The sequence below is a fragment of the Falsiroseomonas sp. E2-1-a4 genome (assembly GCF_051433165.1).
Taxonomy (GTDB): domain Bacteria; phylum Pseudomonadota; class Alphaproteobacteria; order Acetobacterales; family Acetobacteraceae; genus Falsiroseomonas.
The window spans coordinates 213,085-227,971 of record NZ_JBHMFS010000003.1 but is presented as its reverse complement, the minus strand read 5'-3'; the positions used below and the strand labels follow the sequence as shown (position 1 = coordinate 227,971).

The 14,887-nt window shown below is 67.2% G+C and carries 13 protein-coding genes; 1 reads left to right on the top strand and 12 read right to left on the bottom strand.

The features are described 5' to 3' along the window. Nucleotides 1-3: 3 nt before the first annotated feature. The 4 genes from ACFHNC_RS05305 to ACFHNC_RS05290 all read right to left on the bottom strand — a co-directional run bounded on the left by ACFHNC_RS05305 (nucleotide 4) and on the right by ACFHNC_RS05290 (nucleotide 5,127). Nucleotides 4-1,602, bottom strand: coding sequence for an ABC transporter substrate-binding protein (locus ACFHNC_RS05305; RefSeq protein WP_437168181.1), 1,599 nt, complete (start codon nucleotides 1,600-1,602; stop codon nucleotides 4-6). Nucleotides 1,603-1,620: 18 nt separating this feature from the next. Next, a complete protein-coding gene (locus ACFHNC_RS05300) occupies nucleotides 1,621-2,487 on the bottom strand; it encodes an ABC transporter permease (protein ID WP_437168180.1) in 867 nt (288 codons plus the stop codon). Between the two features lie 73 nt (nucleotides 2,488-2,560). Continuing rightward, complete coding sequence (locus tag ACFHNC_RS05295; RefSeq protein ID WP_437168179.1) at nucleotides 2,561-3,502, bottom strand: ABC transporter permease; 942 nt, start codon at nucleotides 3,500-3,502, stop codon at nucleotides 2,561-2,563. Next, on the bottom strand, nucleotides 3,496-5,127 hold the full coding sequence (locus ACFHNC_RS05290; protein ID WP_437168178.1) for an amidohydrolase: 1,632 nt from the start codon (nucleotides 5,125-5,127) through the stop codon (nucleotides 3,496-3,498). The genes ACFHNC_RS05295 and ACFHNC_RS05290 overlap by 7 nt, the downstream gene beginning before the upstream one ends. A 152-nt stretch (nucleotides 5,128-5,279) precedes the next feature. Between ACFHNC_RS05290 and ACFHNC_RS05285 the strand changes: the two genes are divergently transcribed. After that, the gene (locus ACFHNC_RS05285; protein ID WP_437168177.1) at nucleotides 5,280-6,854 is read left to right on the top strand and encodes an ABC transporter substrate-binding protein; all 1,575 of its coding nucleotides are present in this window, start codon (nucleotides 5,280-5,282) and stop codon (nucleotides 6,852-6,854) included. Between the two features lie 3 nt (nucleotides 6,855-6,857). On the opposite strand, the gene hflX is transcribed toward ACFHNC_RS05285, so the two are convergent. The 8 genes from hflX to ACFHNC_RS05245 are packed head-to-tail and all read right to left on the bottom strand — an operon-like array spanning nucleotide 6,858 to nucleotide 14,851. Further along, nucleotides 6,858-8,201, bottom strand: coding sequence for a GTPase HflX (hflX, locus tag ACFHNC_RS05280; RefSeq protein ID WP_437168176.1), 1,344 nt, complete (start codon nucleotides 8,199-8,201; stop codon nucleotides 6,858-6,860). A 37-nt stretch (nucleotides 8,202-8,238) separates the two neighbouring features. Next, nucleotides 8,239-9,249 (bottom strand): dimethylarginine dimethylaminohydrolase family protein, encoded by a 1,011-nt coding sequence (locus ACFHNC_RS05275; protein ID WP_437168175.1) that lies wholly within the window; start codon nucleotides 9,247-9,249, stop codon nucleotides 8,239-8,241. A gap of 12 nt (nucleotides 9,250-9,261) precedes the next feature. Then, nucleotides 9,262-10,047, bottom strand: a complete 786-nt coding sequence (locus tag ACFHNC_RS05270) for an ABC transporter permease (RefSeq protein ID WP_437168174.1) — start codon at nucleotides 10,045-10,047, stop codon at nucleotides 9,262-9,264. Further along, nucleotides 10,044-10,886 carry an ABC transporter permease gene (locus ACFHNC_RS05265; protein WP_437168173.1) on the bottom strand — a complete coding sequence of 281 codons (843 nt, stop codon included), beginning with the start codon at nucleotides 10,884-10,886 and terminating at the stop codon, nucleotides 10,044-10,046. Before ACFHNC_RS05265 ends, ACFHNC_RS05270 begins: the two co-directional genes overlap by 4 nt. Beyond that, nucleotides 10,883-11,974, bottom strand: a complete 1,092-nt coding sequence (locus ACFHNC_RS05260; protein ID WP_437168172.1) for an ABC transporter ATP-binding protein — start codon at nucleotides 11,972-11,974, stop codon at nucleotides 10,883-10,885. Before ACFHNC_RS05260 ends, ACFHNC_RS05265 begins: the two co-directional genes overlap by 4 nt. Then, nucleotides 11,974-12,744, bottom strand: a complete 771-nt coding sequence (locus ACFHNC_RS05255) for a class II aldolase/adducin family protein (protein ID WP_437168171.1) — start codon at nucleotides 12,742-12,744, stop codon at nucleotides 11,974-11,976. Before ACFHNC_RS05255 ends, ACFHNC_RS05260 begins: the two co-directional genes overlap by 1 nt. Continuing rightward, nucleotides 12,745-13,686, bottom strand: a complete 942-nt coding sequence (locus ACFHNC_RS05250) for a 2-hydroxyacid dehydrogenase (protein ID WP_437168170.1) — start codon at nucleotides 13,684-13,686, stop codon at nucleotides 12,745-12,747. It abuts the gene before it with no gap. 58 nt (nucleotides 13,687-13,744) lie between these two features. After that, entirely contained in the window at nucleotides 13,745-14,851 is a 1,107-nt protein-coding gene (locus tag ACFHNC_RS05245) for an extracellular solute-binding protein (RefSeq protein ID WP_437168169.1), read from the bottom strand. Nucleotides 14,852-14,887 lie beyond the last annotated feature (36 nt).

The following is a 14,887-nucleotide window of genomic DNA, read 5'->3' as shown; positions in this document are numbered from 1 at the left end:
CCTTTATCGCGTCGTGCGCATGTCGAGCGCCTTGTAGATGCCGATGCCGTACAGCCCATGCGCGCGCAGCCCGGTGACGCGGTTGGAGACCGCGACATACAGGTTCTCACGCGCCGTGGTCAGCCAAGGCGCCTCCTCGGCAAGCTGGCGCTGGATGTTGGCGAGCGCGGTGCGGCGCACGGCGGGGTCGGTCGCGCTGCGCGCCTCATTCAGCCAGGCGTCGGTCTGCGGGTTGTTCCAGTTCATCCGGTTCGGCGTCGGGCGCGCACGGCTGTGCCAGTACAGGCTGAGCGCATCGCCGGCCGAGAAGTACGGGTAGGACAGGAACAGCGCGTCGAACTCCTGCGTGGCCATGCGGCCCCAGGCGACCGTCGCGTCGAACAGCTGGATCCGCATCTCGATGCCGACGCGGCGCAGCTGCTGCTGGATGATCTCGCTCTGACGCTGATTCTCCAGCGTGTTGATGCCGTAGGTCAGGAAGGTAGCGCGCTGGCCGTCCTTCACGCGCACGCCATCGGAGCCCATCGTCCAGCCGGCTTCATCCAGCGTACGCGCGGCGGCAGCCGGGTCGAAGCGCGGCACCATCGTGTCCGACTGCGCGTCGTAGTCCAGCGCGTTCGGGTTGATGATGTTCAGCGCCGGCTGGGCATGGCCGAACCACACCGCACGCACCAGCGCTTCCCGGTCCACCGCCTGGTGGATGGCGCGGCGCACGGCGCGGTCGTTCATCACGGGCTTGTCCACCTTGAAGCCCAGGTAGAAGTCCCAGAAGTAGTTCGGCTGCGTCAGCACGGAGACGGTCGGCACGCGGCGCAGGCTGGTGAGGGCCACGGTCGGGATGTACTGCGTGACATCCGCGGCGCCGGTCTGGATGGCGGCGAGGCGTGCGGAAGGTTCCGGCACCACGCGCCAGACGATGCGCTCGACATGCGCCGGACCCTGGTTCTGGTATTGCGGCGGGCCCCAGCGGTAGTTCGGGTGGCGCGTCAGCACCAGCTCATTGCGCGGGGTCCAGGACGCCCAGCAATAGGGGCCGGTGCCGTTGAAGCCCTGGCTGCCGAAATTCTGGCCGAGGCGATCGACCGTGTTCTTGTCGATGATGCCGGCGAAGAACAGCGTGAGCTGCGACAGCAATTCGGAGAACGGCTCGTTCAGTTCGTATTCGACGGTGTGGGCATCGACCGCGCGGATTTCCTTCACCGGGCCGGCGCGCCACGCCACCGGGCTGCGCGTTTCACGCGAGATCCAGCGGTTGATGGAATAGACCACGTCTTCCGCGGTGAATTCCTTGCCGTCGCAGAAGGTCACGCCGCGGCGCAGATGGAAGGTGTAGGTCTTGCCGTCGGGCGAGACGGTCCAGCGCTCCGCCAGGCCGGGGCGGATGGTCTGGCCGTCGAAATCCATGGTGACCAGCGTATCGGTCATCATGCCCACCACTTCGCCCGCGCTGCGCGCGGTGGAGCGGTGCAGGTCGTAGCGATCGGCGTCGATCTCGCGCAGGAACACCACCGTGTTGCGCGGCGTCTGTGCCACGGCCGGCAGCACCGGCACGGCGGTTACCGCCGCCAATGCGGCGACCATTGCGCCCTTGAGGAACCTCATCTTTTTCTCCCTGCCTGACTAGATACGCAGCCGGGGGTCAAGCGCATCGCGCAGCGCATCCCCCAGCACGTTGAAGGCCAGCACGACGACGAAGATGCCGACGGCCGGAATGACCGAGATATGCGGCGCAAAGAACAGGAAGGTGCGCCCCTGCGCCGCCATCGCACCAAGCTCGGCAATCGGCGGCTGCGCGCCGAGGCCGAGGAAGGACAGCGCCGAGCCCAGCAGGATGACCTGCCCAAAGCGCAGCGTGGAGAACACCAGGATCGGCGAGGCGCAGTTCGGCATCAAATGCCGCCATATCAGCCGCGCATCGCCCATGCCCTGCGCCCGCGCTGCCTCGATGTAGTCCTGCCCCAGCACGACCAGCGCAGTGGAGCGCGAGATGCGTGCCATCAGCGGCACCGTGGCCACCGCCAGCGCGATCACCACCGCCGTCACGCCCGGGCCGAAGATGGCGGCGATCGCCAGGCCGAACAGGATGGCGGGGAAGGACAGCATGATGTCCGCCAGCCGCATCAGCAGCCCGTCCAGGCGCCGGTAATAGGCGGCGGCGAAACCCATCGCCACGCCGATGACGCCGCCGATGCCGAGGCTCAGCGCGCCCATAGCCAGAGTCACGCGCAGACCAAACAGCATGCGCGAGAGCATGTCCCGCCCCTGCCCGTCCGTGCCCAGCAGATAGGCGCCCTCGCCCGGCGGCTGCATCACTGCCATCAGGTCGGTGTCGAAGGGGTCGTAGGGCGCAAGCCAGGGCGCCAGCAGCGCCGCCAGGATCACCAGCACCACCACGGCCAGCGACACGGCCGCCGCCGGCTCCCGCAGCAGGATCTTCAAGGTGCCCGGGCGCGCCGGGGCGGTGATTTCGGTCACGGTCGTGCTCATGGCTGGGGCATCCGATTCAGATCTCCGGTGCTCGCCGCCAGCGGCGTCTGCGCCCTGCGATCATCGGAGGCCATCATGATGCCCGCACCCGCGGGTCGAGCACGCCATACAGAAGGTCCACGGTCAAATTCACCAGGATGAAGCCCATCGAAAGAACGATGATGGTGCCCTGCGCCATCGGGAAGTCGGAGGACAGGATGGCACCCACCGCCAGGCGCCCGACACCAGGCCAGGAAAACACGGTCTCCGTCACCACCGCGCCGCCCAGCAAGAAGCCGATCTGAAGACCGATCAGCGTCACCACCGGCACCATCGCATTCCGCAGCGCGTGCCGCGTGACAACCAGGCGTTCGGACAGACCCTTGGCGCGAGCGGTTCGCACATGGTCCGCACCCAGCACATCCAGCACCGCCGTGCGCGTCATGCGCGCCACCGGGCCGACGAAGACGCCACCGAGCGTGATCGCCGGCAGAATCACCGCGCGCAGTCCCTGCCAGGTCCAGAGCGGCCCCTCGCGCCCGGTGAAGGGCAGCCACTGCCACTGGAAGCCGACGAACCAGATCAACACCAGGCCGAGGAAGAACACCGGCACGGAAACGCCTGCGACGCTGAAGGCCATGACGATGCGGTCGATCAATGACCCGCGCAGGTAGGCGCCCACCGTGCCCATGGCGATGCCGAGCGGGATGGACCAGATCAGGCTGGCGAACATCAGCTCCAGCGTCGGGCCGATGGTCGATGCCAGCTCATGCGCGACCGGCACGTTGTTGATGATGGAGACGCCGAGATCGCCCTGCGCCAGCCGCCACAAATACAGCGCGAACTGCACGTAGAGCGGCTCATCCAGCCCGAGATCGGTGCGGATCTGCGCGATGACCTCCGCACTCGCATTCGGGCCGGCGCGGACGATGGCGGGGTCGGTGGGCACCACCTGCATCAGCAGGAAGCCCACCAGCAGCACGCCGAACATCACCGGCACCGCCAGCATCAGGCGTTGGGCGGCATGCCTCAGCATGGCGCGAGCGCCCCGTGCCGGTCGAAGATCACCTCACCGCCGCGCAGCGTCAGGTCGGCACGCGTGTCACGCAGGATCTGCTCCGGCTCGCAGGCAAAGATGTCGCGCGACAGCACGGCGATGTCGGCCTGCATGCCGGGCTCCAGCGTGCCGCGGCGGTCCTCGGCGAATTGCGTGTAGGCGCCGCACCAGGTCTGGCAGTGCACCGCCTGTTCCGCCGTCAGCGTCTGGTCAGGCCCCAGCACCGTGCCGCGGTTGGTCTTGCGCGTCAGCATGGTGAAAAGATTGGCGAAGGGATCGACGGAAGACACCGGGCAGTCGCTGGACGCCGCCGGATGATGCCCTTCCTCCAGCCAGGTCCGCATCGGATGGGCTTCCTCCGACCGTGCGCGGCCGAGGTTGCGGATGTAGAGGTCGCCGAACTCATACATGAAGGCCGGCTGCGGCACCGGCAGGATGCCGCGGGCCAGCATGCGCTTGCGCTGATGTGCGGTGAGGAAGCCGCAATGCTCAATGCGGTGGCGGCGGCCGAGGAAGGGATATGCCTCGCTATCGGCCATCTCCATGCCGACCAGCACCTGCTCGATCGCCGCATCGCCGATGGCGTGGATGTCGAGCTGCCAGCCCTGTTCGTGGAACAGCTTTAGTAGTGCGTGTATCTTCTCGTCGGGGAAGGTGAACACTCCCGTGCCGCCGCCGGCGCTTTCCAGGTACGGATCGAAGAACGCCGCGGTCAGACCGCCCGCGGAACCATCGGCAAAGACCTTCACGGCGCCCCAGCGCAGCATGTCGTCGCCCTGCCCCGGCCGCAGCCCGGCCTCCCAGGCCTGCAGCGCGATGCCTTCCGGATTGCCGGCCAGCACGTTCCACATCCGCATCGGCGAACGACCGGTGGCGACGGCGGTACGAAACGCCGCGACCTCCGCCATGCCCGCCGTCATGCCGACATTCATATCGGTGGCGGATGCAAAGCCGAGCGAGGCCAAGTGGTTGCCCGCCCGCTCGATCGCGTCCACCAGCGTCGCCTCATCAGGCTCCGGCACCACATCCCGGATAAGCCGCATGGCGCGTTCCTGGAACAGGCCGGTCAGCGCACCGCCCTTGCGCTCCACCACGCCGCCCTCGGGGTTCGGCGTGTTGTGGCCGACGCCCGCGGCGCGCATCGCGGCGCTGTTCGCCACACCCATATGGCCGCAAGTCCGAACGATGAAGACGGGATTTTCCGGCGAGACCCGATCAAGCTCCGCCGCCGTCGGATGGCGGCCGATATCTAGCTCGGCATGGTCGTAGCCGCGGCCGAGCACCCAGTCGCCCTTTGGCGACTCCTTTGCAGCCTTGCCGATTCGCGCCAGCACCTCATCCAGGCTGCGGACTTCCTCCGCCCGCAGGTTCACGCCCGCCAGCGCCAGGCCGTAGGGCAGCAGGTGCATATGCGCCTCGTTGAAGGTTGGGATCACAACGCGCCCGTCCAGCGCCACGCGCCGGGCCTGCGGGGCGGAGGCCATGACCTCGGCCTCGCTTCCCACCGCGAGCACGAGCCCATCCCGCACCGCCAACGCCTCGGCAAAGCCGCCCGCCAGGCCGCGAAACACGCGCCCGCCGGCAAAAATCACATCCTGGCCCATCAAGCCATCAAACCCCATTCCGCGCGCAGCATTGGATGGGCAGACTGTCATGCGGCGATCTGCACCCGTCAACCCGGCGATGACGCAAGAACATTGCACTGGAGCCGACCGACGGAGATGATCCGCTTCTTCCCTAGGCAGGATGATATCCGATGAAGCGCAGAAACTGGTTGGGCCTTGCAGCGGCGGCCGCCATTGGCCTGGCGCCGAGCCTAGCGGCGGCGCAGTCCACGCTGCGCGTCGTACTGATCAATGACCTGGCGAGCCTGGACCCGGTGAACTCCACCGCCGCCTTCGTCCGCAACCATGGCTTCATGGTGTACGATCAGCTCTTCGCCCTCGACAGCCAAGGCGTTGCGCGACCGCAGATGGTGGACCGCCATGAGCCTAGCGCCGATGGCATGAGCCACCGCTTCACCCTGCGCGAGGGCCTGGCCTTCCATGACGGCACGCCGGTGCGCGCCGCGGATGCCGTGGCCTCCATCCGTCGCTGGTCGCAGCGCGACATCGTCGGCCGCGCCCTGGCCGCCGCCACCGCGGCGATGGAGGTGGTGGATGAAAAGACCTTCACCATCCGCCTGTCCCGCCCCTTCGCGCTGGTAACGGAGGCGCTGGCCCGCCCCACGGCGAGCGCCTTGTTCGTGATGCCGGAACGTATCGCACAAACGCCGGCCGCCACCGCGATCACGGAGGCGACCGGCAGCGGCCCCTTCATCTTCCAGGCGAATGAGTGGCAGGCGGGCAACCGTGCCGTCTATCTCCGCAACCCTGCCTATCGGCCGCGCCCGGAGCCGGCCGATGGCCTGGCCGGCGGCAAGGTAGTGAATATCGACCGGCTGGAATGGGTGGCGATGCCGGACCCGGCCACCGCGGCGGCGGCGCTGCAGGCGGGCGAAATCGACTTCATCGAACAGCCCTCGCCCGATCTGATCCCGGTGCTGGAGCGCAACCGGAACATCCGCACTTTCGCGCTGAACCCGGTGGGCTTCATGGTCTGGCTGCGGCTGAACCACACCCAGCCGCCCTTCGACAAGCCGGAGGGCCGCCGAGCGCTGCTGCACCTGATCAACCAGCAGGATGTGCTGAACGCCATCGGCGTGCGCGCCAGTGAGCAGGTGCCCTACTGCCCCGCCTATTTCTTCTGCAACACGCCCCTGCAATCCGATGCCGGCGCCGAGGGTCTGCGCGCCGAGAACCCGGACCGCGCCCGCGCCCTGCTACGGGAGGCCGGTTACGACAATCGGCGCATCGTTTTCATGAACGCCGCCGACAGCCCGATCAACAACGCGGCCACGCTGACCATGGCCGCCGCCTTCCAGCGCGGCGGGCTGACCATGGACGTACCAAGCATGGACTGGGCCACCGTCACCCAGCGTCGCAACCGGCGCGAACCGGTGGACCAGGGCGGCTGGAACATGTTCGTCACCGTGGCGAATGTGCTGGATGGCCAGAACCCGCTGACCAACCTCTACCTCGCCAGCCCCTGCGAGGGCGGCCTGACCGGCTGGCCCTGTGATGCGGAGCTGGAGGCGCTGCGCCGTTCGTGGTGGGAGGAGAATGACGCAGCAAAGCGGCAGGAAATCCTGCACCGCGTCCATGCCCGCGCCTACCAGGTGCTGCCCTACATCAATGCCGGGCAGTTCCGCACACTGGCCGCGCATCGCAGCAACATCGAGGGTCTGCGGCCGACCACGGTGCCGGTGTTCTGGGGCGTGACAAAGCGATAGCGGCTAAGCGAGGCTCCGCTGGAGCCTCGCAATGGCGCCGGGCAGGCCGCGCACCTTCAGGACGCGGCCCGCTTCGTTATAGTCCTCGGACAGCACGCGGGCGCTTTCGTAGACCTCGCCGATCAGCCCCTGCTTGGCGTAGGGCAGCACCAGCACGTCCTCCACCATCGAGGCCTCGAAGAAGGCGATCAGCGTTTCGCGCAACGCGGCGACATCCTCCGGCGCATGGGCCGAGAGCATGATCGCATCGGGGTGCTTCTCGGCCAGCGCGGCGCGGCCGGCGGCATCGACGCGGTCCATCTTGTTCAGCACCAGGCGGGACGGCACGGCATCCGCACCGATCTCCCGCAACACACTGCGGCTGACTTCCAGCTGCGCTTCATAGGTCGGATCAGAGGCATCCACTACGAACAGCAGCAGCGAGGCTTCCAGCGCCTCCGCCAGGGTCGAGCGGAAGGAGGCAACCAGATCATGCGGCAGCTGCTTGATGAAACCGACGGTATCCGAGACCAGCACGCGCGGCCGCGTCTCCGGCTGCAGGATGCGGACGGTGGTATCCAGCGTGGCGAACAGCTTGTCCTCCACCAGCACCTGGCTGCCGGTCAGCGCCCGCATCAGGGACGACTTTCCGGCGTTGGTGTAGCCGACCAGCGCCACGCGAAGCTGGTCCCGCCGCGCGGAGCGGCGGTTGTCGGAATCGCGCTGCACCGATTCGAGCTGGTCCTTTAGCTCGGAAATGCGGTCGCGGATCTTGCGGCGATCCAGGTCCAGCGTGGTCTCACCCGCGCCCGGCCCCTGCTGGCGCCCACCGCCGCCGGAGGATTCGCGCAGGCGCGGCGCGACGTATTTCAGCCGCGCCATCTCCACCTGCAGCTTCGCCTCACGGGTGTTGGCGTGGCGGTGGAAGATCTCCACGATCACGCCGGTGCGATCCAGCACCTGCGCGCCGGTCGCCCGTTCCAGATTGCGGATCTGGCTGGGCGACAATTCATGGTCGACGATGACGAATTCGGGCTTCGGCGCCGCGGCTTCTTCCGGTTCCGGGGCTGCGGCTTCGGCCGCACCCTCGAAACGCTGACGCGCCTTGGCCCGGGGCGGCGGCGCCATGCTGCCGATCTCGCCGGTACCGCCGGTCAGCGCCGCCAGTTCCGACAGCTTGCCACTGCCCAGCAGCGACCCGGCGCCGGTGCCTTCGCGGCGCTGGGACACGCTGCCCACCACCTCATAGCCCAGCGTCTTTACCAGCCGCCCGAGTTCCTCGAGGCTGGCGGCGTGGGCGATGTCGTCCACCTCCGGCGTCTGGATTCCGACGAGGACGGCACGCGGGGTGGGGGATTTGGTCTCCATGCCGCGGAGTTAGCACGGATTGCGCCAAAACCCAGCTTTACAGCCGGTCCCTTACCAGCGGGCTGGTCGAGCAATGGATGCCACCGCCGCCCAGCCCCACCTTGTCGTAGTCCACCAGGCGGATCGAAATATTCGCCTTGTCCAGCGCCTCCTGCGTCCGCGGGCCGACCTTGTCGCTCATCAGGATACGCCCGGGCCGCACCGCCAGGCAGTTGATGGTCCAGGACGGGTCCTCATGGTTCACATGGATCAGCTTCACCCCCTGGCGCTTCATTTCCTCCATGAAAACGAAGGGAAGCGTGGAGGGGTTCACGATGGCGGTGTCGTGATCGATCATCACGAAGGCGCCGTCGATATGCAGGCGGTAGCCCGGGATCTGCACGCGGATCAGCTTCGTGCCCTGCACTGCCAGCGCCTCCTCCAACTGCCGCGCGCCTTCCTCATTGACGCGGGAGGAGACGCCGACCACGGCGAGGTCGGGGCGGATATAGGCGAAGCTGCCGCCCTCCATCAGGCCGGTCCCGTGGATGGTGCGAAGAATGGGCATGCCCAGCGCCGCCAGCGTCTCCGTCACCGGCGCTTCCTCACCACGGCGGATGCGCGGGCCCATGCGGGCGACGATGGCGCCGCCCTGGATGCCGATGCAGGAATCGCGGGTGTAGATGGATTTGTGCCGGCCCGGCGCGGCGCGCTTGAGGTACACTACCTCCACGCCTTCCTCCCGCAGCGCGGCCGTCAGCGCATCATGCTGCGCCTGCTGTTCCGCCAGCGTGGGGCGCGTGTCGCCACGCCAATAGGCGCCGGTCTTTGGGTCGCCAAAGGCGTTGAGCTCCGGGATATGCGGCAGCGTGTCCACCACGCGCATTTCCTCGCCGGGGCGGTGCATCAGCACCACGCGCAGCGTGCCGATATCGGAGTTGCAGCCCCATTCGCGGCCCCAGGTGAAGGCCTGCTCACTGGCCGTTTCGAAGGCGGGCTCCGGCTCGCTGGCGAAGCGCTCGATCAGCATGTTGTAGCGGTGGTCGAACTCACTCATCGCGCGGGTCATGGCGTTCCTCGTCTATTCAGCCCGGCGTCTGCGCAGCGCCAGGTCCAGCAACAGCAATCCCGTGGTGAAGATCACCAGCAGCACGGCAACCGCCGCCATCGCCGGGTCCAGATTCTCATTGATGCCGTCCCAGATGCGGCGCGGCAGGGTGAAGACATCGCGGGAGGCGATGAACAACACGATCACCAACTCATCCCAGCTATGGATGAAGGCGAAGATCGCCCCCGAAAGGATGCCCGGCGTAATGCGCGGCAGGATCACCCAGCGCAACGTCTGCATCAGGGAAGCCCCCATGCCCCGCGCCGCCTGTTCCAGCCGCGGGTCGAAGGCCGCCAGCGCGGTGGAGACGGTGATGACGACATAGGGAATGCCGGTGACGCCATGCGCCAGCACCACCCCCATGAAGCGGTCCAGCAGGTCCAGCCCGGCGAAGTAGCGATACAGCCCCACCGCATAGACGATGGAGGGGATGATGATGGGCAGCAGCATCAGCGCCCGGACCAGATTGGTCGCGCGGGTGGCCAGCCGCCAGCAGCCGATGGCACATAGCGTGCCCGCCACCACGGCAATGCAGGTCGAGACCACCGCGATCTGGAAGGATTGCCAGATCGAGGCCAACCACTCCGGAGAGCCGAACACAGTCGCGTAATGCTGCAGCGACAGCGCCTCCTTCGGCAGGGACAGGAAGCGCTGGTCGGTCATCGACACGGGGATGATGATGCTGATCGGTAGTAGCAGATACAGCGCCACCACCCAGGCGGAGGTGCGGGCGAACAGGCCGGGTTGGTGCGACATCATACGCCACCTCCCCCAAAGACGCGCTTCATGTCCACCAGGCGGGAGAAGATGGCCAGCGTCACCAGAATGGCGACAACCAGCACGGTCGCCATCATCGTCCCCAGCCCCCAGCGCAGCAGGTCCAGGATCTGCAGCCCGATCCATTCCGCCACCATCAGCGTCTTGCCCCCACCGAGCAGCGCCGGCGTGATGTAAAAGCCGAGCGTGAAGATGAAGACCAACACGCCTGCCGCCAGCAGCCCAGGCAGCGACAGCGGCAGGAAGATTTTCGTAAATATGGTGATGCGGCCAGCACCCAGTCCGCGGGCGGCGGCCAGCAGGCGCGGGTCGATCTCTCGCATGCTGGCCAGCATCGGCAGGACGGCATAGGGCACCATGTAGTGCACCATGCCGACGACGATGCCGAATTCGTTCCATACCAGTTGCAGCGGTTCGGTGATGATCCCGGTGCCGATCAGCGTCTCGTTCACCAGGCCCTGGCGGCGCAGCAGCGTCACCCAGGCGAAGGCGCGCACCAGCACGGAAATCCACAGCGGCACCAGCACCGCTAGAATCCACCAGCGCTGCGCCGCGGGGCTGGCGAGTGAGATGCGATAGGAGAGCACATAGCCCAGCAGCAGCGACAGCGTCGTGGTGATGATGCAGATCCGCAGCGTGGTGATAATGACGCGCTGCACGCTTTCACTGGTGAACAGCCGCTCGTAATTGCCCAGGCCCGGCGAAGGCTCGGTAAAAGAAATCGCCAGCACCTGCGCGATGGGTGCGACGTAGAAGGCCGTCATCAGCAAGAAGGCCGGCAGGATCAGCAGCCACCAGCCCATATCCTGCCGGCGCATCATGCCAGATCTTCCAGCACGGGCACGCTGGCCGAGGCACTCCAGCCGAGCCGAATCTCCAATCCTTCCCGCGGCGCGATCGGTGCGTTCCAGCTCGGCAGGGTGATGCGCAGCGTGCCGAAATCCGGGGTGGCCACGTTCAGCGCATAGCCGGCGCCGAGATAGGACCAGCTTGCGATGGCGCCGGTCACGGCATTCTCCGCCGTCTCCCCCTCCGCCAGCAGCGCCATTTTCTCGGGACGCAGGCTGAGCAGCGCCTGGCTGCCGAGCGGTGGTGCCTCAGCGGCCGTGGTCACCACGCGCGTCGCACCGGCGCCGATGGCGAAGCCGCCGGCGAACACCTCCCGCACCGTGCCCGCGAGAAAATTCGACTTGCCGAGGAAGTCGGCGACGAAGCGCGTGCGCGGCGCCTCGTACAACTTAGCGGGTGCACCCTGCTGGATCAGCTTGCCATGGTTGAGGATGGCAACCTGATCCGACAGGGATAGCGCCTCCTCCTGGTCATGCGTGACATTAACGAAGGTCCGGCCGATGCGGCGGTGCAGCGCCTTCAGCTCGTCCTGCAATTCCGCGCGCAGCTTCTTGTCGAGCGCCGAGAGCGGCTCATCCAGCAGCAGCAGCGCAGGCTCGAACACCAGCGCGCGGGCCAGGGCCACGCGCTGCTGCTGGCCACCGGAAAGCTGGCGCGGCAGGCGTTCGCCGAAGGCGGAAAGCTGCACCAGGTCGAGTGCTGCGCGCACCTTCGCCTCACGCTCCGCCGCCCCCATCTTGCGGACGCGCAGCGGGAAGGCGACGTTCTCGGCCACCGTCATGTGCGGGAACAGCGCGTAACCCTGGAACACCATGCCGAAATCGCGTCGTTCCGGCGGCAATGCGGTGATGTCCCGGCCATCGAGCAGGATGGCGCCTTCACTCGGCGCCACGAAGCCCGCGATGCACATCAGGATGGTGGTCTTGCCGCTGCCGGAGGGGCCGAGCAGGGTCAGGAACTCCCCCTGCCCCACATCCAGCGACACATCGGCCACTGCGGTGAAGCTGCCATAGCGCTTGCTCAAGCCCCGCAGGGCGAGCGCGTGTCCCGTGGCCGACATCAGGCGCGATAATCCGGCTGCTCACGATCCAGCTTTCGCCGCAGCGCCTGCCAGGGCAGCCAGCCCTTGGTCGGGCCCGTGCTGAACTGCTTCCGCGTGCGCTCCACCGTGGCGTCGGAGGCCACCGCAAGCGGCACGCCGGAGGATTGAGCGGCGAGCTGGATGCGGCAGGAATGTTCCAGATACCACATCCAGTAGAAGGCCTCCGCCACCGTGTGCCCAACCGTCAGCAGGCCGTGATTGCGAAGGATCATCGCCGGCTTGTCGCCAAGGTCCTGCACCAGCCGTTCACGCTCCGAGAGATTGTCATCCGCGGCGACGCCTTCATAGTCATGGATCGTGACGCGGCCGATGAACTCCATCATCATCTGGTTCAGCGGCAGCAAGCCCCCTTGCTGCGCCGCCACCGCCATGCCGGCCAGAGTGTGCGTGTGCATCACGCAATTCGCGTTGTCGCGGCCGCGATGCACGGCGGAATGAATGACGAAGCCGGCCGGATTCACCGGCCAGGTGGTGCTCTGCCGCGGTTCCCCATCCGCATCGACCAGCACGAGGGAAGATGCCGTGATTTCCTCGAAGAGCAGCCCGTAGGGGTTCACCAGAAACCTGTGTCCCTCTCCCGGCACGCGCACCGACAGATGCGTGAAGACCAGGTCGGTCATGCCGTACAGCGCAATCAGGCGGTAGGCAGCGGCGAGATCCTCGCGCAGTTCCTGCTCGGTCGGCACGTGGTCCGGATCGGGGCGGACAGGCGGCGGCGGGAGTCCCATTCAGTAGCCTCGCGCGTGGTCATAGAGGTTGGCAAGCGGGCGGCCCGCGGTGAAGTCGGCAATCGCGCGCGCCACATACTGCGCGCGTTCACGACGACTTGGCAGGCTGGCGACATGCGGCGTGACGGTGATCTTCGGATGCGCCCAGGCCGGGCTTTCCGCTGGCAGCGGCTCCGTCTCGAACACGTCGAGCACCGCGCCGGACAACTGGCCGGAATCCAGCCCCGCGACGATATCCTCGATCTTCTGGTGGCTGCCGCGGCCCGCATTCACCAGCCCGGCCCCCTGCGGCAGCCTGGCCAGCAGCGGCGCGGCGAGGATGCCGTTCGTCTCCGCCGTGGCGGGCAGCAGGCAGACCAGGATGCGGGTCTCCGCCAGGAAGGCACCCAACTCCGCCGCGCCGGCAAAACACGCCACGCCCGGCAGGTTCTTGCGCGTGCGTGACCAGCCACGCACGGGAAAGCCCAGCCCCTGCAACATGGCGCCGGCGCGGCCGCCCATATTGCCGAGACCCATGATGCCGACAGGGGATTCGGCCGCGGTGCGCTCCGGCTCGAAATCCTTCCACTGCGCCAGCGCCTGGTTCAGCGCCATGCGTCGCGCATCCTTCAGTAACAACAGCGCCGCCCAGCAGATGAACTCGCCCATGCGCTGCGTTGCGCCATCGGGCGCCATGCGCACCAGCGGCAGATGCCGCGGCAGCGCGGGGTCGGCAGTGATGCGGTCCACCCCGGCGCCGCTGCCGAAGATGACCTTCAGGTTCGGCAGGCCGGCCAGCCGCCCGGCATCCGGATCCCAGGCCAGCACGTAATCCACGGCATCCGGTTCCACGCCCGCATCATCCCACCACCGCACCGCCAGATCGGGCGCGAATTCGGCGAAATGCCGCTGCCATTCCGGCATGGCAGCCTCGCCGCCGGATTTCACCAGGATCGTCGGCATGAAGTCCCTTGCAAGTCTGCCTGCGGCGCGGTCATGCCGCGCCGCAGCAAAACTGCACTCAGCCCGTGACCATGTCGATATAGTCCGCATTGGCCTGGGCATAATTCTGCCCCCACCAGCGACCATCCTGTGCCACCTGCACCCGCGCATTGGCCGGCTCGGTCGGGTTGTACTTCTTGAATTCCTCGGGCACGAGCGCCGCGGCATTCGGGTTGGTCGGCCCGTTGCCGAGGAACTTCAGCAGTTCCACCTGTGGCGCCGCATTCGCCAGCATCGAGGCCAGCAGCCGCTGCGCCAGCGCGCCACCCGGGTTGCCGCGCGGGCTGACGAAGATGCCGGGCTGCAGGATGCCCTGGTTCCAGATGAACTTGAACCGGCCGTTGCTCTCATTCTCCAGCACCTTGGCACGGGTGTGCCACAGCATGCCCATCACCGCCTCTCCGGTGCGGATGAACTGCTCCGATTCCGCGCCGCTGGTCCAGAACACCAGGCTGCGCCGGATCTCCCGCACGCGCGCCAGGCAGGCGCGGATGTCGAGCGGGTAGAGATTCTCCGGGCTCTTGCCGAGCGAAAGCTGCGCCACGTCCAGCGCGCCGGCGGCATCGCGCCGCAGCAGGCGGGTACCGGGGAATTTCTGCAGGTCCCAGAAATCCGCCCAGCCCTTCGGCGCCTCGGCGAATTTGCTGCTGTCATAGACCAGCACGTTGCTGAACGAATACGGCGCTGCACCATGCTCCAGTGCGAAGGTCGGGCCGATGACATTGCTGCGGTCCACCACGCTGTAATCGACCGGGTTCAGCAGATTCAACGCACCGAGCAGGTAGGAGGAGGTGGCGGAGCTGTCGCAGAGGTCCCACGTCACGCGCCGCGACTCGACCATGGAGCGGATGCGCCCGGCGGAAGGCCCGGTGCTGTCCTGCACCACGGTTACGCCCGGATTGGCGGCGGTGAACGGCGCACCGTAGAAGTTGCCGAAACCCTGGTTGGCGATGCCGCCCCAGTTCACCATGACAAGCTGCTGCGCCGCCTGGGCCTGTGCCGCATTCGGCAGCGCGCTGGCCACGCCCAGCGCGGCCAGCCCCACCATCAGGCCACGTCGGCTGACTTCGCCACGGCGGAACTTCTCCAGCGCCAGCTCGACGCAATCCTGCTGGAAGTTTTGCATACGAAAATCCCCTTTTTGTTGAAGCCCCCGATTGGT